Origin of the sequence: Dactylosporangium sp. NPDC005572 (genome assembly GCF_040605515.1) — a bacterium.
Lineage (GTDB): Bacteria > Actinomycetota > Actinomycetes > Mycobacteriales > Micromonosporaceae > Dactylosporangium.
In genome coordinates, this window is the sequence record NZ_JBEXCY010000222.1 from 1 (window position 1) to 18,842 (window position 18,842).

The following is an 18,842-nucleotide window of genomic DNA, read 5'->3' on the forward strand; positions in this document are numbered from 1 at the left end:
GACGCGCTGCAGTCGGTGCCGGACGTGCGCATCATCGGCCCGAAGTCCACTGTGGCGCGCCGCACCGTGCCCGCCGGCCTCGGTGCCCTGCGCGACGACGACGTCGGCGCCGACCTCGACCGCGCGCCGTGCCTCGGCGAGGTCGGTGACCTGCACGATGAGCACGGCACCGGCGTCGCGCACGATCCCGGCGAGCGGCTCCGGCTCCCCGAAGGACAGCATGACGGCCCGGGCGCCGCGCTCCAGCGCGAACCGCACCGCGTCCGGGGAGGCGGCCCAGGTGAGGAACCCGGCGCCCCACGGCCGGTCGGTCCGCTCGGCGACGATCGCCAGCTCACGCTCCAGCCACCCGCGGTCCCCACCGCCGACGAGCCCGAGCCCGCCCCCGTTGGCGACGGCCGCCGCGAGCGCACCACCGGCCGACCCGCCCATGGGCGCGAGCGCGATGGGGTACCGGATCCCGAGCAGTTCCGTGAACGACGTGACGAGCCCCATGCGCCCATCATTCCGCGTCAGGCGATATAGGCGTTCTTGTGCCCGTCGGAGAAGCTCCACGGGATCGGGATGAGCCGGTCCGCGAAGTCGTACGCCGCATGGTCGGGCACGGCGACGGGGGCAGCGACCACGTGCCGGTACACCACCATCGTCACCACCTCGGCCGCGCCCCGCCCGCGGACCTGGCGAACCGCCTCGGCCAGGTTGCTGCCGGTGTACACGTGGTTGTCGATGATGAGGACCCGCATCCCGGACAGGTCGCCCGGCAGCCCGTCCAGGCACAGCTCGGCACCGCCACCGTTGCGGCGCCCGGAGATCGGGGCGTCGACGAAGTACAGGCGCTGGACCCGGTAGTTCAGCGCCAGGATCGCCGCCGGAACGGCACCGTCGGCCAGGCCGATCACCACGTCGGGGCGCAACCGCTGGACCTCCGGGGCCAGTCGCTTCACCCCGGCCAGGACCGAGCGCCAGGCATAGCGGCGGCGGACGCGCAGCGTGATGGGGAAGAGGGCGAGGATGCCGACCACGAGGCCCACGATGCCGACAGCGAACGACGCCACTTCCACGGCAGGCTCCACTCCGGGTGCGCGGGTGGCACCTCCGTTCCATCAAATCACCGCGGCACCACCGCGGCGCCCCGCCGGATGACGGCCGTTCGGACGAGTCACGGATGGCCGCACAGGTGGATCTTGGCGCGCTAGGCTCGCGGCGTGGTGACTCGTGTGGTGGTGCTCGGTGCCGGGTTCGGCGGGCTCGAGCTGGCGACGACCGTGGCGGCCCGGTGCGGTGACGCGGTCGAGCTGACGCTCGTCGACCGGGCCGAGGGGTTCGTCTTCGGGTTCTCGAAGCTCGACGTCATGTTCGGCCGTACGCAGCCCGAGCGGGTCCTGCACCGCTACGCCGGCCTCGGCACGCCCGGCGTGCGGTTCGTCGCGGCCACCGTCACCGCGATCGACCCGGCGACCCGGCGGGTCGAGACGACCGCCGGGGCGTTCGACGCGGACATCCTGGTCGTGGCGCTCGGCGCCGACCTGCACCCGGAGGCCACCCCCGGGCTCCTGGAGGGCGGCCACGAGTTCTACACGGTCGCCGGCGCGTTCGCCGTGCGGGACGTGCTGGAGCGCTTCCCCGGCGGGAGGGTCGTGGTCGCGGTGACCTCGACGCCGTTCAAGTGCCCGCCCGCGCCCAGCGAGACGGCGCTGCTCACCCACGAGTTCCTCAGCGCCCGCGGGCTGCGGGAGCGCTCCGAGATCTCGCTCGTCATGCCGCTGGGCACCCCGATCCGCCGTCGCCCGAGGCCTCCGCCGCCGTGCTCGCCGCCTTCGAGGAGCGCGGGATCCGGTGGTACCCCGAGCGCCTCGTGCGGTCGCTGGACGCCGAACGCTCGGTCGCGGTCCTCAGTGACGGCAGCGAGCTGGAGTACGACCTCTTCCTCGGCGTGCCCGTGCACCGCGTGCCGGCCGTCGTGGCCGCCTCGGGCCTCGCCGTCGACGGCTGGATCCCGGTCGACCCGGACACCCTGGAGACGGCGTTCCCGGGCGTGTACGCGGTCGGCGACGTGACCAGCGTCGGCACCCCGAAGGCCGGCGTGTTCGCCGAGGGCCAGGCCGCGGTCGCCGCGCAGCGCATCGTCGCCACCGTCCGGGGCGAGTCGGCCGACGCCACGTACGACGGGCGTGGCATCTGCTACCTCGAGTTCGGCGGCGACCGGGTGGCGAAGGTCGACGTCACGTTCCGGGCCGGTGAGCGGCCGGTCGGCGGCCTGCAGGGCCCGTCGGCCGACCTGGCCGCCGACAAGCACGCCTTCGGCACCGACCGCATCCGCCGCTGGTTCGGCCGGGAGTGGGACATCTAGCCGGCTTTGGTCGCGGCCTATCGGCTCCAGACCCGATCTAGGGTAGTCCGGCAACGAGGATCCCCACCATCCGGCGGGCGTCGTACCGCGCGTCGCTGCCCGCGCCGATGCACAGGTTGCCGACCGCGCGCAGCAGCTGGTACGCGTCGACCGACCGGATCCCGCCGGCGTCGAGCAGCGCGGCGCAGACCGGCAGCAGGCGGTCCAGGAACGCCGCGTGCAGGGTCTCGAAGGCGGCGTCGTCGGAGCGCAGCGCCTCGGCGAGGCCGTGCTTGGTGACCAGGAAGTCGACGAACAGGTCGATCCAGCGGGCCAGCGCGGTGCGCGGGCTGTCGCTCGCCGCGAGCAGGTCCGGGCCGGCGGCCGCGCACGCCTCGATCTGGTGGCGGTACACGGCCACGATCAGGTCCGCCCGCGTCGGGAAGTGCCGGTAGATCGTGCCGACGCCGACCCCGGCCCGGGCGGCGATGTCGCGCACGGGCGCGTCGACGCCCGACGCGACGAAGGCGGCGGCCGCCGCGTCGAGCAGGGTCGCCTCGTTGCGCCGCGCGTCGGCCCGTTTCCCGGCCAATCCGACCTCCCGCTTGGCAAACGGAACCATGTTCCGTATGTTCGGAGTAGCGGAACACGGTTCCGCTTGCCGTTCAAGCATGCCAGATCGGGAGGCATCATGCAGTACCGCAGCCTCGGCACCACCGGCGTCCAGGTCAGCACGCTCGTGCTCGGCGCCATGAACTTCGGCCGGCTGGGCCGCACCACACCGGACGAGGTCACGGCCATGGTCGACGCCGCCCTCGACGCGGGGATCAACGTCGTCGACACCGCCGACATGTACGGCCAGGGCGAGTCCGAGGAGCTCGTCGGCAGGGCGATCGCCGGACGCCGCGACGACGTCGTGCTGGCCACCAAGGCGGGCATGCCGATGGGCGACGAGCGCAACCACCGGGGCGGCTCGCGCCGCTGGCTGGTGACCGCGCTGGAGGCGAGCCTGCGCCGGCTGGGCGTCGACCACGTCGACCTCTACCAGCTGCACCGCTGGGACCCGGCCACGAGCGACGAGGAGACCCTGTCGGCGCTGACCGACCTGCAGCGGGCCGGCAAGATCCGGTACTTCGGCAGCTCCACCTTCCCCGCCTACCGCATGGTGCAGGCCGAGTGGGCCGCCCGCGAGCACCGGCTCAGCCGGTACGTCACCGAGCAGCCCAGCTACTCGATCCTCCAGCGCGGGATCGAGGCCCACGTGCTGCCGGTCGCCGAGCGGTACGGCCTGGGCGTGCTCGCCTGGAGCCCGCTCGCGTCGGGCTGGCTGTCGGGCGCGGTCCGCGCCGGCCGGGACATCACCACGAGCCGCTCGGCGTTCATGCCGCAGCGCTTCGACCTCACCCGCCCCGCCAACCAGGCCCGCCTGGACGCCGTGGAGCGGCTGGCCAAGGTCGCCGACGAGGCCGGCCTGACCCTGATCCAGCTCGCGCTCGGGTTCGTCACCGCGCATCCGGCCGTCACCGGTGCGATCGTCGGCCCGCGGACGATCGACCACCTGCGGTCCCAGCTGGATGCGGCGGATACGGTACTGCGGGCAGACGTCCTCGACGCGATCGACGCCATCGTCCCGCCGGGCGTCGACCTGGCTCCCGACGAGAAGTTCGACACCCCGCCGGCCCTGCTCGACCCGGCGCTGCGCCGCCGCCGCATGACATGATCGGTCGATGGAGTCCCGTCACCTGAGCGTGCACATCGACCGCCCGGTGTCCGAGGTGTACGCGTTCGCGTCCGACCCGGCCAACCTCCCCCGCTGGGCGCCCGGCCTGGGCAGCGCGGTGGTCCACGAGGCCGGCGCCTGGTACGTCGAGACCGCGGAGGGCCGCGTGAAGGTCACGTTCGCCCCGCCGAACGAGTACGGCATCCTGGACCACGAGGTCGTGACCCCATCCGGCGACACGGTGTACGTCCCGCTGCGGGCCATCGCCGACGGCCTGGCGACGGAGGTCGTCTTCACCCTGCGCCGCACCCCGGGCATGACCGACGCCGAGTTCGAGCGCGACACCGGCCTGGTCAAGCACGACCTGCTGCTGCTGAAGCAGGTCCTGGAGGCCTAGGGCCTCGCCACCCTCCGCCGCCGGACACCGGCCCCGGCCGGGTCAGGCGTCGGCGGCCAGCCGGCGCAGGGTGGCGAGGCCCGTCACGACCCGGACCCGCGGACCGGACGCCAGGTCGCGCCGGGCGAGCGCGGCGGCGGCCAGCGACGCCAGGTAGAACACCGCGCCGAGCAGGCCCACCCACCAGCCCCAGATCGGCACCAGCGCGAGGGACGCCACCGCCGCCACCGCGTTGAGCACGACGTAGCAGCGGGCCAGGCCCAGACCCAGCCGCCACGCCCACAGCCGGTCCCGGCGCAGGCCGTCGCAGGCCAGGCCGGTCGCGACCGCCAGCCCGACGCCCACCACGGCCTCGCCGGCCACGATCGCCGTGACGGCGCCGTGATCGGCGAAGGTGTAGAGGACGACGTCGAGCGGGCCGAGCACCGGGCCGACGATGCCGAGACTGAGGAGCCAGACCGCGCCGCGCAGCAGGACCGAGACGACCAGACCGCCCAGCAGCCAACCATCCTTGAACATGTTCAAAACTCTACACGCAGTCCCGCGCCCGGCGTGTCACAGCCGGCCGGGCTGTCTTGTCCCATGGACATGACGAACACGACGGACACGACGGACACGACGAGCTCGGAACGGACCTCGGTGCTGATCACCGGGGCGAACAAGGGACTGGGCCTGGAGACGGCCCGCCGGCTCGGCGCGCTGGGCTGGACGGTCTTCCTCGGCTCGCGGGACGGGGAGCGGGGCCGGACCGCCGCCGCGAAGCTGGCCGCCGATGGTGTGGCGGCGGTGCCGGTCACCCTGGACGTGACCTCCGACGCCTCGGTGGATTCGGCGGTACTGCAGGTGCGCGCGCACACCGACCGCCTGGACGTGCTGGTCAACAACGCCGGCGCCCCGGGGCGCGCCGTCCCGCCCGCCGACGCCACGGCCGCCGACCTGCACGCCGTGTACGACACGAACGTCTACGGACCGGTCCGGGTCACGCACGCGTTCCTGCCCCTGCTGCTGGCCGCCGACCATCCGCGAGTGGTGATGGTGACCAGCGCCGGCGGCTCGTTCGCGGTGGTGACCGACCCGTCGCAGCCCGTCTCGCGGATGCACGAGCTGGCCTACAGCTCCTCGAAGGCGGCCCTGAACATGCTCACCGTCCGCTACGCCCAGGCCCTCCCCCGGATCCGCTTCAACGCGGTGACACCCGGCGAGGTGGCCAACCACACGTTCGCCGCGACGGACATGAACGGCCACCGCGGCCAGCTCACGGTCACCCAGGGCACCGACCCGATCGTCCGCCTGGCGACCCTGCCCCCGGACGGCCCGTCGGGCATCTTCGTCGACCGCCTCGGCCGCATCGCCTGGTAGGCCCGTCGTCAGACACCGCCGTCGACGGCGATCACCTGCCCGGTGATGCCGGTGTTCGCCGCCGACGCCAGGAACACCACCGGCGCGGTGACCTCGTCGGCGTCCAGGAACCGCCCGAGCGGGATCGCGTCGGTGCACCCGTCCGGCACCGCTGGCCGCCACCCCCGGCTACGAGCGGCTGGCCCGGCCGGTCGGCCTGCTCGACGGTCACCGGCCCAACCTGGTGCGGTACGTGCTGAGCGACCCGCGGGCGCGCGCGGCGTACCCCGACCGGGACCGGGTCGCCGACCAGCAGGTCGCCTGGCTCAAGGGCGAGGTCCGCCGCAACGACCCACACGCGGCCGAGCCGGCCGCCGACCTGACCGTGCTCGCCGGGCCCGCGTTCGTCGACCGGATGGCGGCGCCGGCGGGCCCGACCGACCGTACCGGCGTCGACCGGATGCTTCACCCGGAGGCCGGGGCGCTGCGCCTGGCGTACGAGATCCTCGACCTTCCGGACGCCGACGAGCAGCGGCTGGTCGTCCTCCTCCCGGCCGACGACGCGACCGCCGCCGCCCTCGACCGGCTGGCCGGGCGCCGGCCGGGGGCCCTGCGGGCGGTGTGATCAGGACGACCGGCGGGCCTCGTTGAAGGCGCGGGACAGGGACCAGGCGTCGGCCACCGGGCCGAGGTGACGGAGCTTGTCGGGGTTGATCACCATGCGGATCGCCTGGACCCGGCCCTGCGCCACGTCGAGCGTGAAGGCGTTGAGGACCTTGCCGTCCGCGGTGCGGAACAGGGCGCCCGGCTGGCCGTTCAGTGCGTGCGGCTCGACCGTGACGCCGATGCGGGCCAGCGGCGCGGCCACCGCGGCGAGCAGCCGGGCCACGTGGTCCGCGCCGAGGATCGGGCGCTGCAGCTGCGGGGCCTTGCCGCCGCCGTCGCTGGTCAGCTGGACGTCGGCGGCGAGCAGTTCGCGCAGGCCGTCGAGGTCGCCCTCCCGGAAGGCCTCGAAGAACCGCTCGGCGAGCTCGTCGCGCTCGCGCCGGTCGGCCTCGAACCGCGGGCGGCCGGCGTCCATGTGCCGGCGCGCCCGCACGGCCAGCTGCCGGCACGCCGCCTCGGAGCGGCCGACCGCCGACGCGATCTCCGGGAAGCCGAACCCGAAGACCTCCCGCAGCACGAACACCGCCCGTTCGAGCGGGCTGAGCCGTTCGAGCAGCAGCAGCGCCGCCATCGACACCGAGTCGGCCAGCTCGGCGGCCCGCTCCGGGTCCTCGTACGGGTCGGTGAGCAGCGGCTCCGGGAACCACTCCCCGACGTATGCCTCCCGCCGGAAGCGCGCCGAGCGCAGCACGTTGATCGAGACGCGGGTCACCACCGCCGACAGGAACGCCTTGGCCGACTCGGGCTCGGTCCCGGAGGTCCGGTACCGCAGCCACGTCTCCTGCACCGCGTCCTCCGCCTCGCTGACGCTGCCGAGGATGCGGTACGCGATCGAGAAGAGCAGCGGCCGCAGCTCCTCGAACTCCTCCATGACGACCACCTTCCACCGGGATCCGGACCCATGACACGGCAGCTCGGCCCGTTGTGACATGACACTCGACAGAACGGTGGCTTCCGCGAAGGTCGGGCGATCTGCTACCGATGGAGGAGGCGGAGGTGGTGATGCTGGACGGTCCGGTGGTGGGGGTGCTGTCCCCGTTCGCGGGCGGCGTCTACTACGGCACGCTGCTGGCCGGGATCAGTGCCGCCGCGGCCCGTGCCGGGAGCCGCACGCTCGTGGTCCAGACGCTCGACGCTGCCGCCTCGATCACGGTCAACGGCGGGTCGCCCGAGTTCGACGCGCCCGTCGCCTGGGACCACGTCGCCGGGTTCGTCGTGCTCGCCGACGCCGTGACCAGCCAGTACATCGAACGCATCCGGGCCTCGGGGAAGCCGGTGGTGCTGCTGGGCCATGACGACGGGCACGACGACGGGCACGACGACGGGCACGACGACGGGCGGGCCGCACTGCCGGCCGTCCTCGCCGACAACGGCGCCGGGATCCGCGAGGCCGTCGCGCACCTCGTCGCCCACGGGCACCGGCGGATCGCGTTCACCGGCAACATCACCGTGACGGACGTCGCCGAGCGCTACCAGGCGTACCGCGAGGCGCTCCTGGCCCACGGGATCACCCCCGACCCGGCCCTGTTCCTGCCCGCGGTCGACAACCTGGAGAGCGGCGTGACCTGGGCCACGCCCGAGGCGCTGCGCGCCGGGCCGCCCGCGCCGGCGATCGTGGCGGCGACCGACCGCAACGCGATCGGCGTCGTGCGGGCGATGACCGAGGCCGGGCTGCGCTGCCCCGACGACTACGTGATCACCGGGTTCGACGACCTCGAGGTCGCCGCGTTCCAGGAGCCGGGCCTGGCCAGCGTCCGGCAGCTGCTCGGCGAGATGGCGGCCGAGGCGGTCGGCCTGCTGCTGCGCGCCGTCGCCGAGCCGGGCACGCCCCCGGGCCGGCCCCGCATCCCGACGGCGTTCGTGCCGCGCTCGTCGTGCGGCTGCGCCGACACGGCCGCGCACCCGGCCGGCGCCGCCCCGGGCGAGCCGGACCGGCTCGTCGAGCGGTTCTCGGTGCTGCTGCCGCCCGAGGCGTACCGCACCCCGGAGGACCTCGACGCACTCCGCGACGCCGGCGCGCTGGCCAAGGCCGTCATGGCCGCCGCCGCGGCCGGGGACCGGCCCGACGTGGTGCCGGCGGCGCGGGCGCTGATGCGCATCTACGAGCTGCGGCCCACGCCGGAGAGCCTGCGGGTGCTGTCCCGGGCGGTCCAGGAGTACACCCGCAGCCTCGATCTTCCCGTGCCGGCCGCGGCCCGCCGGGTCGACATCTGCGTGCAGGACCTGATCCTGGCCACGGCGCGGCTGCACCACCGGGCGCAGTTCGGCGAGCGGTGGCGGCTGCGCTCGACGATCAGCGCGCACTACGAGCTGAGCATGGCCCTGCTGTACGAGCGGGGCACCGACCCGACGACCCTGACGTGGCTGGCGGTGACCCAGGCCAGCAGCGGCGCGGTCGGCCTGTGGACCCCCGACCGGCAGCTGCGGGTCCCGCCCGCCTGGCGGCGCCGGCCCGGCCCGCCGATCGGCCCGGCGGTGCTGCCCGTCGCGCAGTTCCCGCCGGCTGAGCTCGTCGCGGCGGCCGGGGCGGACGAGGCGGTGTTCGTGGTACCGGCGAAGGTCGGCGCGAGCGACCGCGGGCTGCTCGCGATCGTCGACGTCGTCGACAGCCGGGTCGAGGACGGCCGGGAGCTGGTGAACCAGTGCGCGGCGCTGTTCACCGTCGCCCTGGACCTGCGCGAGCAGGAGGAGCGGCTGCGCCAGGCGGCCCTGTCCGACACGCTCACCGGCCTGCCCAACCGGGCCGCGTTCGTGGAGACCCTCCAGGGCGCGGCGAGCACGCCGAGCCGGCACTTCGCGGTGCTGTTCCTCGACCTCGACGGGTTCAAGCAGGTCAACGACACGCTCGGCCACGCGGCCGGCGACGAGCTGCTGGTCCACGTGGCCGAGCGGATCCGCCGCTCGCTGCGCTCCGGCGACGTCGCCGCCCGCTTCGGCGGCGACGAGTTCGTGGTGTTCCTCGACGAGGTGACGGCCCAGCCGCAGCTCGACGAGATCGCCGAGCGGCTGCGGGCCACCATCGCGGCCCCGTTCCACCTGGCCGGCCGGATGGTCCGGATCGGGGTGAGCATCGGCGCGACCACCCGCGACAACCGAGACACCGCCGACGAGATCCTGTCGGCCGCCGATGCCGCGATGTACCGCGTGAAGGCCGGCACCCGCTGACGCTCACACGTTCACGGCGCCGGTGGCCTCGCCGTGTTTCACGTATGAGGCCCCGATGCTCCAGGCGCCGGAGCCTCGGTCGAGGATGGCGTCATGGCCATCGTGGAGCGCATCAGGAACTTCGTCGACGACCGGGTGATCCCGGTGGAGGACGCGCTGGACACCGACCCGCAGGCGCGGTGCGCTCCGCGTTCGCGATGACCGAGCCCGCCCCGGGCGCCGGGTCCGACCCGGCGGCGCTGACCACGACCGCCGTCCGCGACGGCGACGACTGGGTGATCGACGGGCGCAAGTGGTTCATCACCGGGGCCGACGGCGCCGCGTTCTTCATCGTGATGGCCCGCACGAACGACGACGCCGCCACCATGTTCCTCGTCGACGCCGGCACCCCTGGCCTCACCGTCGGGCGGCACATCGGCACGATGGACCACGCCTTCACCGGCGGGCACTGCGAGGTGACGTTCGAGCGGTGCCGGGTGCCGCAGGAGGCCGTCCTGGGCGAGGCCCACCGCGGCTTCGCCCACGCCCAGGTCCGGCTCGCGCCCGCCCGCCTCACCCACTGCATGCGCTGGCTGGGGCTGGCCCGCCGGGCCAACGACATCATGCTCGGCGCCGTCGTCGAGCGGGAGCTGTTCGGCAGCCGGCTCGCCGACCTCGGCCTCGCGCAGCACCTCATCGCCGAGAACGAGATCGACCTCGCGGCGTCGCGGGCGCTGATCCGCACCGCCGCCGCGGTGCTCGACGAGGGCGGCCGCGGCGGCGCCGAGACGTCGATCGCCAAGACGTTCGTCTCCGAGGCGGTCAACCGCGTCGTCGACCGGTCCGTGCAGCTGTGCGGGGCGCGGGGCGTCTCCCACGACCTGCCGCTGGCCCGGTTCCTCGCCGAGATCCGCCCGTTCCGGGTGTACGACGGCGCGTCCGAGGTGCACCGCTGGGCGATCGCGCGGCGGGCCGTGCGGCGGTACGAGCGCACACACGGAGCACCGCGATGATGCGATTCCGGCGGTGGGCGCCGAGCCCGAGCTGGTCATCCCGTCGATGATCAGCGACGGCGGCCGCACCCAGGGCACCGTGCAGCGCTTCGTCGCCGTCACAGGCCGAGTGACCGGCCGACGACCTCCTTCATGATCTCGGTCGTGCCGCCGTAGATCGTCTGCACCCGGGCGTCCAGGAACGCGCGGGCCACCGGGTACTCGCGCATGTAGCCGTAGCCGCCGTGCAGTTGCAGGCAGCGGTCGACGGTGCGCTGCTGCAGCTCCGTGCACCACCACTTCGCCATCGCCGCGGTCTCCGCGGTGAGCTGCGGCTCGACCAGGCACTGGTCGAGGAACACGCGGCCGATGCACAGCTCGGTGGCCAGCTCCGCCAGCACGAACCGGTTGTGCTGGAAGCTGCCGATCGGCGAGCCGAACGCGTGGCGCTGCTTGCAGTAGGCGACGGTCTGCTCGAACACCGTCTCGGCGCCGGCGAGGGCCGCGACGGCGATGGAGAGCCGCTCGTAGGGCAGGTTGCGCATCAGGTAGGCGAAGCCCTGGCCCTCGGCGCCGAGCAGGTTGGCCGCGGGCACGCGCACGTCGGAGAAGAACAGCTCGGCCGTGTCCTGCGCCTTCTGCCCGATCTTGTCGAGGTTGCGCCCGCGGTCGAAGCCGGCCATCCCGCGCTCGACCACCAGCAGGCTGATGCCGCGGTGGCCGGCCGCCGGGTCGGTGCGGGCCACGACGATGACCAGGTCCGACAGGATGCCGTTGCTGATGAAGGTCTTCTGCCCGTTCAGGACGTAGTGCTCGCCGTCGCGCACGGCGGTGGTGGCGATGCCCTGCAGGTCGCTGCCGGCGCCCGGCTCCGACATGGCGATCGCGGTGACGATCTCGCCGGAGCAGAAGCCGGGCAGCCACCGCTGCCGCTGCTCCTCGGTGGTCAGGTCGGTCAGGTACGGCCCGATGATGTCGTTGTGCAGCCCGAACGCGGGGCCGCTGGCGCCGGCCCGGGCCAGCTCCTCGGTGAGGACGGCGTTGAAGCGCCGGTCCGTCACGCCGGCCCCGCCGTAGTGCGGATCGACGAAGAAGCCGAGCAGGCCCGCCCGGCCGGCCGCCCGCCACACCTCGCGGTCGACGATCCCGTCGTGCTCCCAGCGCTCGTGGTGCGGGGCGATCTCCTTGTCGACGAACGCCCGGACCAGCTCGCGGAACGCCCGGTGCTCGTCGGTGTGGATCGTGCGGTTCACGTCGGCTCCATCGGTGCGCGGATTTGATATTTGATACTGACGCCTGCCGGCACCTCGCGGCAAGCCCCATTTTGTTAGTCACGATTCTCAGTGCCGAGCTGCCGGCGGCGCGCTACCAGCGGGTGGCATTCCCAAGAAGTTAACGCTGCTTTACAGTGCCGTGCAGAACGACGAGGGCCCGCGCCGGGTGCGCGGGCCGATCAGCCTGGCACCTCCGGTACCGCCGGACCGGCCGCACACCGGCCCGGCGGTACGCGCCATCCCGCGCCTTCCGTACGCGAGCTGTCCGTCGCCGCCCCCACCCCTGCGGGCGGCGACCACGTCTTCGAAATGAGGAACCCATGCGCCGGTCTCCCGCGGTCCTCCTCGTCGCGCTCCTGGCGACGGCCGCCGGCTGCGCCTCGGAAACGCCCGCACCGTCAGCGTCAGCCACATTCTCCAAACCGCCGATCGTCGTCGGCTTCCTCAACCCGTCCGGCGGGCCGGTCCCGCAGCCGGGCACCGACACCGGCGTCAAGGCGGCCCTCGCCTACGTCAACGGCGAACTCGGCGGCATCAACGGCCACCCCCTCGAGGTCGTGACGTGCGACACCGACACGACGCCGGAGCGGGCCCAGTCGTGCGCGAACACGTTCGTCGAGAAGAAGGTCGTGGCCGTCATGGACGGCTACAACCTCTCGTCGAGCGCGGCCCTGCCGGCCCTCACCGCCGCCCAGATCCCGCTCGTCGGCATGATCCCGTTCGACTCGGTGACCGGCGCCAAGGCCGAGAACCGGGTCTTCTTCGCCGCGCCGCAGGCGTCGTTCCTCATCGGCGCGCTGCAGGCCTTCAAGTCCGAGGGCAAGCGGTCGGTGACCCTGGCCCTGGTCGACACCCCGTCGTCGCACCAGACCATCGACAACCTGCTGCCGGTGCTCGCCAGGACGCTCGGGATCGACGCCAAGGGCATCTACTTCTCCGCCACCAACCCGAACTTCACCGCCCTGGCGTCGACCATCGCCCAGGCCAACCCCGACGTCGGCGGCCTGGTCGCCGCGCCGAGCGAGGCGGTCTGCTCGGCCCTGGTCAAGGCGCTGCGGCAGCTGCAGTACAAGGGCGAGATCTTCACCGCCGCCTGCACCGACTACATCAAGAGCTCACCCGCCCAGGCCGCCGGCGGCGCGCTCTACTCCTCGAACTGGCTGCCCGCCGCGGCCAAGTACGCGCCGGCCGACGTGCAGACCGAGCTGACGCTGGCCGAGAAGTACATCACCGGCGTCAGCGGCGGCACCCCCGGCTACTACGCCTACGGCGAGTTCGCGCTGTTCGTGACGTTCGCCAAGGCCCTGGCCGCGGCGCCGGACAGCGACCTCACCGGGGCCGGCGTGCTCAAGACGCTCAAGGCGCTGAAGGACTTCCCGAGCTTCCTCGGCCCGAAGCTCACCTGCGGCAGCGCCACGTCGCCGAACTGCACGACCCAGATGCTGCTGTTCGTGGTGCAGCCCGACGGCACGGCCAAGCCCGTCACCGGCACCTGGATCTCCCCGGTACCCCAGGTGCTCGCCGCCATCCCCGGAGCGGTGTAACCCGAACCATGGACCAGGTCCTGCTCTTCGTCACGCTGGGCTTCGCGGCCGGCTCGGTCTACGCCGTGATCGCCGCGTCGATCGTGTCCCTGCACGCCGCCACCGGAGTCCTCAACTTCGCGCAGGGCTCGTTCGCCCTGTGGGGCGTGTGGGTCGTCGCGGAGCTGCGGCGCAGCGGTACCCTCGTGCTGCCCGCCGGCTCGGTGTCGCTCGGCGCGGCGCCCATGACGGCCTGGGCGGCCGTCGCGATCGGCGTGCTCTGCACCGCCGCGCTGGCGCTGGCCGCCCACTGGCTGGTGTTCCGGCCGCTGCGCTCGGCGCCACCGCTGTCGCAGGTGGTGGCGTCGGTCGGGCTCATGCTGGCGATCGCCGCGCTGGTGCCGCTGCGGTTCCCGACCGGCGGCGCCCTCGCGGAGCCGCTGCTCACCGACCGCACCCTGGCGGTGGGCGGCACGTTCCTCAACGTCAGCGACCTGGTCCTGCTCGGCGTCGCGGTCACGGTGGCGGCGGCCCTGTCGGCGTACTTCCGGTTCACCCGGTGGGGCGTCGCCACCCGGGCGAGCGCGGAGGACGAACGCGCCGCCCGGCTGACCGGGCTGTCGCCCGACCGGCTCGCCGGCGTCATGTGGGTGATCACCGGCGCGGCGACGTCGGTCGTGGCGGTGCTCGCCGCGCCGACGCTCGGCCTCGACCCGATCGGCTACATGTTCTACGTCCTGCCCGGCCTCGCCGCCGCGCTGCTGGCCCGGCTGACGTCGGTCGTCACCGCCTGCGCCGCCGGCGTGGCGATCGGCTGCCTCCAGTCGATCCTGCTGCTGCTGAGCACCAACGACGGCTGGCCGGCCTGGGCCCAGGCCGGCTTCGGCGAGGCGTTGCCGTTCGTCCTCGTCGTCGTCGCCCTGGTCGTGCTGGGCCGGCACATCCCGGCCCGGGGCGCGCTGGGCACGGTCCGGATGCCGGCCGTGACCCTGCCGCGCCGCCCGTGGACCGCGGCCGCCGGGCTCGTCGCGGCGGCCGCCGCCGCCGTCGCGTTCACCTCCGGCAGCTGGCGGTTCGGCGTGGTCACGTCGGTCATCATGGGGCTCGTCGCCCTGTCGCTGGTCGTGCTCACCGGCTACCTCGGGCAGATCTCGCTCGCCTCGATGGCCTTCGCCGGCACCGGCGGGTTCGTGCTGTCCCGGGCCACGGTCGCCTGGGGCGTGCCGTTCCCGCTGTCGATCCTGCTGTCGGCCGGCGTGGCCACGCTCGTCGGCGTCGCCGTCGGCCTGCCGGCGCTGCGGATCCGGGGCGCGCAGCTCGCGGTGGTGACCCTGGCCGGGGCCGTCGCGCTGCAGCAGCTCGTGTTCGCCAACCCGGCGCTGACCCCGTTCGAGGGCAACCTCATCGACGGCCCGACCCTGTTCGGCTGGGACCTCGAGGTGCGCCGCGGCACCGACCTGACCACCGCCGCGTTCTCCGCCACGGTGATCGTGATCGTCGGGCTGCTCGTCGCCGTCGTCGCCCGGCTGCTGGCCGGCGCGACCGGCCAGTCGTTCCTGGCGATCCGCTCCAACGAGCGCGCCGCGGCCGGCGCCGGCATCGACGTGGCCCGCACCAAGCTGGCCGGCTTCGCGCTGTCGGCGTTCCTCGCCGGCGTCGGCGGGTGCCTCATCGGGTACAGCCGCTCCCAGCTGTCGGTCGAGTCGTTCAACGTCGTCGTCGGGCTCAGCGTGCTGTGCATGGCCTACGTCGGCGGCATCACCCGCATCGGCGGCGCCGTCATCGCCGGGCTGATCGCCCCGCTGGGTGTGCTCTACACGCTGCTCGGCACGACGTTCGGCCTCGGCCGCTACTACACGCTCATCGCGGCCTGCGCGCTCGTGGTGACGGCCGTGCTCAACCCGTCGGGGATCGCGCACCTGGTCCGTCGTCGAGGGGCGACCGCATGAGCACGCTGTTGAGGACAGAGGCGCTGACCGTACGGTACGGCGGCGTCCTGGCCAACGACGACGTCAGCCTCACCGTCGGCGAGGGCGAGGTCGTCGGGCTCATCGGCCCGAACGGCGCCGGCAAGACCAGCCTCGTCGACGCGGTCACCGGGTTCACCCCGGCCGGCGGCACCGTCAGCCTGGCCGGGCGGCGCATCGACCGGCTCGCCCCGCACGAGCGACGCCGCGCCGGCCTGGCCCGCACCTGGCAGGCCGGCGAGCTGTTCGCCGACCTGACGGTCCGGCAGAACGTCGCCGTCGCCACCGGCCGCGGGCCGCTGCGCAACCTGTGGGGCGACCTCACCGGCCGCCGCCGGCCCGGGCGCGACGTCGACGAGGTCCTGGAGCTGTTCGGCCTGCACTTCGTCGCCGACCGCCGGCCCGGCGAGCTGAGCCTGGGCCGGCAGAAGATCGCCGGCGTGGCCCGGGCGCTCGTCGGCGGCACCCGGGTCGTCCTGCTCGACGAGCCGGCGGCCGGGCTGGACACCGACGAGAGCGCCGAGTTCGGCCGGCACGTGCGCGCGGTCGCCGCGACGGGCCTGGCGGTGCTGCTGATCGATCACGACATGACCCTCGTGGCGGACGCCTGCGACCGGGCGTACGTCCTGGACTACGGGGTCGTCATCGCCGAGGGCACGCCGCAGGCGGTACTCGCGGATCCGGCCGTCCGCCGGGCCTACCTGGGATCGGAGCTGGCACCATGAGCGTGCTCCTGCGCCTGCACGGCATCACCAGCGGCTATGCCGGAATCCCGGCCGTCCGGGACCTCGACCTCGAGGTCGGGGAGGGCGAGGTGCTCGCCCTGCTCGGTCCCAACGGCGCGGGCAAGACGACCACGCTGCTCACCGCGGCGGGGGTCATCCGCCCGATGCGCGGCTCGGTCGAGGCGTTCGGCCGGCCGCTGCACCGCCGGCTGGAGCGCAACGCGCGCGCCGGGCTGATCCTGGTGCCCGACACCAGGGGCGTGTTCCACGGCCTGACCGTGCGCGAGAACCTCGCCCTCGCCCGCCGCGACAACGGCGACCGCATGCACGAAGAGCTCTTCCCGGCGCTGACCGGGCTGATGTCGCGCCGGTGCGGCCTGCTCTCCGGCGGCGAGCAGCAGATGCTCGCCATCGCCAAGGCCCTCGCCGGGCGCCCCCGCGTCCTGCTCGTCGACGAGATGAGCATGGGCCTGGCCCCGGTCGCGGTCCAGGCCCTGCTGCCCGCGGTCCGGTCCCTCGCCGACCGGTTCGGCGTCGGTGTGGTGCTCGTCGAGCAGCACATCGACCTGGCGCTGTCCGTCGCCGACCGGGCCGTCGTGCTGCACCACGGCCGGGTCGCGCTCACCGGACCGGCGGCCCGGCTGCGGGCCGACCGGCACGCCGTCGCCGAGGCGTACTTCGGCACCACCCCGACCAGCCTGGAGGCAACGCCCGATGGAACTGACCGCCAAGCAGCGCGCCGCCCTGGTGAGCATCTGCGACACCTTCACACCGGGTGACGGCGACGGCGTCCCGCCGGCCAGCCGGCTCGGCGCCGTCGACGTCATGGCCGCGCTCGTCCTGCACAACCCGCGCGCCGCCGAGGTACGGCAGTTCCAGCAGCTGCTGTCCGCCTGGGACTCGCGGGCCGTGCGGCTGCTGCTCGGCGGCGGGGCGCGGCGGTTCTCCCGCCAGCCGCAGCAGCGCCGCGAGCGGATGCTGCTCGCCCTGGCCGAGTCCGGCGTCACGCAGAAGCGCGCCGTGTTCCAGGCGCTCAAGGGCGCGGCCACCCTCGCCTACTACCTGACGCCCGGGCCGACGGGGCACTCGCCGGTCTGGGACGCCATCGGCTACCCCGGCCCGCTCGGCACCCGCGCCGACGCCCCTGAGCCGCCGCTGACCCCGATCCGCCCGTCCGGCCCTACGGTCCTCGACTGTGACGTGGTCGTCGTCGGATCCGGTGCCGGTGGGGGTACCGCGGCCGCCGTCCTCGCCGCCGCCGGCCTCGACGTCGTCGTGGTGGAGAAGGGCGAGTACTACGACGACCGGGACTTCGACGGCGGCGAGCTGTCCGGCCTGTCCCGCCTCTACGCGCCCGGCCCGGCCGTCACCGCCGAGGGCCAGCTGAGCCTGCTGCAGGGCCAGTGCGTCGGCGGCGGCACGGTGGTGAACTACTCCACGTCGTTCCGCACCCCGGCGAACGTGCGCGAGGAGTGGGGCGCCCCGTTCACCAGCGGCGAGTACGACCGCAGCCTCGACGCCGTCTGGACCCGCCTCGGCGTGAACCTCCGGCACAACCGGATCTCGTCACGCGACGAGCTCATGGAGCGCGGCCTGGAGAAGCTCGGCTGGCACGTCGACGCGATGCCCCGCAACGTCGAGGGCTGCGACACCGGCGTCGAGTGCGGCCGCTGCGGCCTGGGCTGCCGGCTCGGCGCCAAGCAGTCGACCGCCAAGACGTGGCTCGTCGACGCCCAGGAGGCGGGCGCCCGCCTGCTCGTCGGGGTCGACGTGCGCACGGTGACGATCGCGGGCGGCCGGGCCACCGGCGTCGCGGGCACCGCCGCCGGCGGGCACCCGGTGACGATCCGGGCCCGCGCCGTGGTCGCCGCGGCGGGCAGCGTGCAGACCCCGGCCCTGCTGCGCCGGTCCGGGCTGACCAACCCGAACATCGGCCGGCACCTGCGCCTGCACCCGGCCACCGGCGTGTGGGGCGTCTTCCCCGACGAGGTCCGCCCGTGGGAGGGCGGCATGCAGACCCGGTACTCCACCGAGCACGCCGACCTCGACGGCCGCGGCTACGGCGTCATCTACGAGACCGCCGCCACCAACCCGGCGATCGCCGTGTCGTTCATGAGCTGGACCGGCGCCCGGGCGCACTTCGAGCGGATGCGGTCGCTGCCGTATCTGAGCGGGGTCGGCATCATCACCCGCGACCGCGACAGCGGCCAGGTCCGGGTCGGCCGCGACGGCGAGCCCGTGGTGCACTACCGCCTCTCCGCCTACGACGCGGCGCACCTGCGCGCCGGCATCGAGGGCGCCGCCCGTATCGTCGAGGCGGCGGGCGCGGCGAGCGTCTTCTCCGGCCACCAGCGCGGCCTGACCTGGGAGCGCGGCAAGGGCTCGATCGACGACTTCATCCGGCACACGACCGCCCTGGGTACCGCGCCCGGGGAGATCGCGATGGCCGCGCTGCACATCATGGGCGCGGCCCGGATGGGCGGCAGCCGCGCGACGTCGGCCGCCGGCCCGGACGGCGCGACGTGGGAGGTGCCGAACCTGGTCATCGCCGACGCGTCCACGTTCCCGACGTCGTCGGGCGTCAACCCGATGATCTCCATCCAGGCCATCGCCCACCTGAACGCCGAGCGCCTGGCCGCACATCTCGGATGAGGTGGAGCCACGCCGGGCCCGGAGCACTCCGGGCCCGGCGCTGCTTGCTAGCGGAACAGCTCCCCGCGGGCGGCCTTGTGGAGCAGCAGCTGGGGCGGTTCGAAACGGGTCCCGT

19 protein-coding genes and 2 pseudogenes are annotated in these 18,842 nt (G+C 74.0%); 14 read left to right on the forward strand and 7 right to left on the reverse strand.

Annotation, left to right across the window (positions count from 1 at the left end):
* Both ABZS66_RS51725 and ABZS66_RS51730 read right to left on the reverse strand, forming a co-directional pair.
* Positions 1 to 495, reverse strand: a 495-nt coding sequence (locus ABZS66_RS51725) for a nitronate monooxygenase (RefSeq protein ID WP_354770606.1), incomplete at its 3' end; no start/stop codon positions are given.
* 17 nt (positions 496 to 512) lie between these two features.
* Positions 513 to 1,061 (reverse strand): phosphoribosyltransferase family protein, encoded by a 549-nt coding sequence (locus ABZS66_RS51730; RefSeq protein ID WP_354770608.1) that lies wholly within the window; start codon positions 1,059 to 1,061, stop codon positions 513 to 515.
* 204 nt (positions 1,062 to 1,265) lie between these two features.
* On the opposite strand from ABZS66_RS51730, the pseudogene ABZS66_RS51735 reads away from it, so the two are divergent.
* From ABZS66_RS51735 to ABZS66_RS51745, 3 genes and pseudogenes are all read left to right on the forward strand, one after another.
* A pseudogene (locus ABZS66_RS51735) lies at positions 1,266 to 1,538 on the forward strand (NAD(P)/FAD-dependent oxidoreductase); the annotation flags it as partial.
* Between the two features lie 266 nt (positions 1,539 to 1,804).
* Positions 1,805 to 2,020: pseudogene (locus tag ABZS66_RS51740) on the forward strand (NAD(P)/FAD-dependent oxidoreductase); the annotation flags it as partial.
* 33 nt (positions 2,021 to 2,053) lie between these two features.
* Entirely contained in the window at positions 2,054 to 2,350 is a 297-nt protein-coding gene (locus ABZS66_RS51745; RefSeq protein ID WP_354770642.1) for a hypothetical protein, read from the forward strand.
* Between the two features lie 37 nt (positions 2,351 to 2,387).
* Here ABZS66_RS51745 and ABZS66_RS51750 read toward each other — a convergent pair whose 3' ends face one another.
* Positions 2,388 to 2,951 carry a helix-turn-helix domain-containing protein gene (locus tag ABZS66_RS51750; RefSeq protein ID WP_354770610.1) on the reverse strand — a complete coding sequence of 188 codons (564 nt, stop codon included), beginning with the start codon at positions 2,949 to 2,951 and terminating at the stop codon, positions 2,388 to 2,390.
* 69 nt (positions 2,952 to 3,020) lie between these two features.
* Between ABZS66_RS51750 and ABZS66_RS51755 the strand changes: the two genes are divergently transcribed.
* Positions 3,021 to 4,049, forward strand: a complete 1,029-nt coding sequence (locus tag ABZS66_RS51755; RefSeq protein ID WP_354770612.1) for an aldo/keto reductase — start codon at positions 3,021 to 3,023, stop codon at positions 4,047 to 4,049.
* 7 nt (positions 4,050 to 4,056) lie between these two features.
* A complete protein-coding gene (locus ABZS66_RS51760) occupies positions 4,057 to 4,446 on the forward strand; it encodes an SRPBCC family protein (protein WP_354770614.1) in 390 nt (129 codons plus the stop codon).
* Positions 4,447 to 4,488: 42 nt separating this feature from the next.
* Here the strand turns inward: ABZS66_RS51760 and ABZS66_RS51765 are convergent, their stop codons facing one another.
* A complete protein-coding gene (locus ABZS66_RS51765) occupies positions 4,489 to 4,965 on the reverse strand; it encodes a hypothetical protein (RefSeq protein ID WP_354770616.1) in 477 nt (158 codons plus the stop codon).
* Positions 4,966 to 5,034: 69 nt separating this feature from the next.
* On the opposite strand from ABZS66_RS51765, the gene ABZS66_RS51770 reads away from it, so the two are divergent.
* Positions 5,035 to 5,805, forward strand: a complete 771-nt coding sequence (locus ABZS66_RS51770) for an SDR family NAD(P)-dependent oxidoreductase (protein WP_354770618.1) — start codon at positions 5,035 to 5,037, stop codon at positions 5,803 to 5,805.
* A gap of 8 nt (positions 5,806 to 5,813) precedes the next feature.
* Here ABZS66_RS51770 and ABZS66_RS51775 read toward each other — a convergent pair whose 3' ends face one another.
* A complete protein-coding gene (locus ABZS66_RS51775; protein ID WP_354770620.1) occupies positions 5,814 to 5,954 on the reverse strand; it encodes an SDR family oxidoreductase in 141 nt (46 codons plus the stop codon).
* A gap of 2 nt (positions 5,955 to 5,956) precedes the next feature.
* Between ABZS66_RS51775 and ABZS66_RS51780 the strand changes: the two genes are divergently transcribed.
* Positions 5,957 to 6,409, forward strand: coding sequence for a hypothetical protein (locus ABZS66_RS51780; RefSeq protein WP_354770640.1), 453 nt, complete (start codon positions 5,957 to 5,959; stop codon positions 6,407 to 6,409).
* Here the strand turns inward: ABZS66_RS51780 and ABZS66_RS51785 are convergent, their stop codons facing one another.
* Entirely contained in the window at positions 6,410 to 7,321 is a 912-nt protein-coding gene (locus ABZS66_RS51785; RefSeq protein WP_354770622.1) for an RNA polymerase sigma-70 factor, read from the reverse strand.
* A gap of 110 nt (positions 7,322 to 7,431) precedes the next feature.
* Between ABZS66_RS51785 and ABZS66_RS51790 the strand changes: the two genes are divergently transcribed.
* Complete coding sequence (locus tag ABZS66_RS51790) at positions 7,432 to 9,615, forward strand: GGDEF domain-containing protein (RefSeq protein ID WP_354770624.1); 2,184 nt, start codon at positions 7,432 to 7,434, stop codon at positions 9,613 to 9,615.
* A 197-nt stretch (positions 9,616 to 9,812) separates the two neighbouring features.
* On the forward strand, positions 9,813 to 10,607 hold the full coding sequence (locus tag ABZS66_RS51795; protein WP_354770626.1) for an acyl-CoA dehydrogenase: 795 nt from the start codon (positions 9,813 to 9,815) through the stop codon (positions 10,605 to 10,607).
* Positions 10,608 to 10,705: 98 nt separating this feature from the next.
* On the opposite strand, the gene ABZS66_RS51800 is transcribed toward ABZS66_RS51795, so the two are convergent.
* Entirely contained in the window at positions 10,706 to 11,839 is a 1,134-nt protein-coding gene (locus ABZS66_RS51800; protein WP_354770628.1) for an acyl-CoA dehydrogenase family protein, read from the reverse strand.
* A gap of 341 nt (positions 11,840 to 12,180) precedes the next feature.
* Here ABZS66_RS51800 and ABZS66_RS51805 point away from each other — a divergent pair, with 341 nt between their 5' ends.
* Genes ABZS66_RS51805 through ABZS66_RS51825 form a run of 5 tightly spaced genes read left to right on the forward strand, consistent with a single transcriptional unit; the run spans position 12,181 to position 18,727 of the window.
* Positions 12,181 to 13,404 carry an ABC transporter substrate-binding protein gene (locus tag ABZS66_RS51805; protein ID WP_354770630.1) on the forward strand — a complete coding sequence of 408 codons (1,224 nt, stop codon included), beginning with the start codon at positions 12,181 to 12,183 and terminating at the stop codon, positions 13,402 to 13,404.
* Between the two features lie 8 nt (positions 13,405 to 13,412).
* Positions 13,413 to 15,332, forward strand: coding sequence for an ABC transporter permease (locus tag ABZS66_RS51810; RefSeq protein WP_354770632.1), 1,920 nt, complete (start codon positions 13,413 to 13,415; stop codon positions 15,330 to 15,332).
* Complete coding sequence (locus ABZS66_RS51815) at positions 15,329 to 16,075, forward strand: ABC transporter ATP-binding protein (protein WP_354770634.1); 747 nt, start codon at positions 15,329 to 15,331, stop codon at positions 16,073 to 16,075. Before ABZS66_RS51810 ends, ABZS66_RS51815 begins: the two co-directional genes overlap by 4 nt.
* Entirely contained in the window at positions 16,072 to 16,854 is a 783-nt protein-coding gene (locus ABZS66_RS51820) for an ABC transporter ATP-binding protein (protein WP_354770636.1), read from the forward strand. Before ABZS66_RS51815 ends, ABZS66_RS51820 begins: the two co-directional genes overlap by 4 nt.
* Positions 16,790 to 18,727 carry a GMC family oxidoreductase N-terminal domain-containing protein gene (locus ABZS66_RS51825; protein ID WP_354770638.1) on the forward strand — a complete coding sequence of 646 codons (1,938 nt, stop codon included), beginning with the start codon at positions 16,790 to 16,792 and terminating at the stop codon, positions 18,725 to 18,727. The genes ABZS66_RS51820 and ABZS66_RS51825 overlap by 65 nt, the downstream gene beginning before the upstream one ends.
* The last annotated feature ends 115 nt before the right edge of the window (positions 18,728 to 18,842 follow it).